Here is a 1,205-nt window from a genome sequence, read left to right on the forward strand (position 1 = left end):
TAATGCGTAAATAACCATCAGGTAACCGCTCATTAAATTGATGGGTATCTGAGTTCGTTTTACGCATAGTGAATTGAAAAGATGGAGCCGTACTTTGAAATTCCCCACCCTTGCCTTGACCATGCTGACTGCACTTGTTGCCGGAAACAGTATGGCAACGACACCACCATCGCCAATTTGGCATCCGATCACGTTGAGTGACGGAAGCAATAGCGAGGCGATTTTACGCGGAACTGCTGATTTCCATTGGTTTGAAGACAAACAAGGCAATGCTTTGATTCAGGAAGATGGTGTTTGGTTTTTTGCTCAGATCCAGCGTAATTCAGACACCCCTGAGTTGCTCTCGACTGGTATTGAGAAAACCCAATCCAGTGATGCGCCTGATTCAGCGAAGTTTCGTCCTGACGTGCAAGTTAAGCCGGAGCTGTCTTCGTTAAAAGCGATTGAACCTATGGCTCGCCAAAACTTATTGCGCACGGCACAAGGTTATCAGGCGATGAGCAGCTCGAGCGTGAAACAGCAGCCTTTGTTGGTTGTGCAGGTTTCTTTTAACGATCAAGCGATGGTGCACAATTTCGAGCAACGTGTTTTCGACACGAATGGCCAAAGCGTTGTGGATTACTTTGATAAAAACTCTCAAGGTAAATTTAAAGTCGTCCCAGCAATCGAGAGTTACCGCACCGCGAATGATGGTGTGATCAATGTGTCCGTGGCACAAAGCCACCCAAATTGTCACTCTAGTTCTGGCGACACCACATGTACGGCCAAGCTGAACGCCGTGTTTACGGAGGCCTACCAAAAACTGGATCCGTACTTCAATCTTTCTGCTTACGACAGTAACCAAGATGGAACCGTTGAACCTTCAGAGTTGTCAGTGATGTTTATCTTTGCTGGTGGCGATCGTTCAACCGGATTCCTTGACCGTCCTGCTATCTGGCCACACAAATTCTCTCACAATGATGTCACGCTAGATGGCAAAAAGATCACTGACTACTGCGTGTTTGCTGACTACCAAGTTGATCATGAAGCGACGTTGGGTGTGATCGTACATGAGCTTGGCCACTTAATGCTTGGCTTGCCGGACTTGTACGCAAGGAACAGTGACGCTTCGATCGGTTCTTGGGGCGTGATGGGTGCTGGTTCATGGGCGAAGAAACCGGGTGATTCGTACTCAGGTGATACGCCTGTTAACATGAGCGCATGGA

General features: G+C 47.9%; 1 protein-coding gene. It reads left to right on the forward strand.

Annotation, left to right across the window (positions count from 1 at the left end; genetic code table 11):
- Positions 1–94: 94 nt before the first annotated feature.
- The coding region (locus tag R7P72_RS25065) for a M6 family metalloprotease domain-containing protein (RefSeq protein ID WP_318110968.1) at positions 95–1,205 on the forward strand (1,111 nt) is incomplete at its 3' end.

The organism is Vibrio sp. Vb0888 (assembly GCF_033338835.1).
GTDB classification, from domain to species: Bacteria; Pseudomonadota; Gammaproteobacteria; order Enterobacterales; family Vibrionaceae; genus Vibrio; species Vibrio alginolyticus.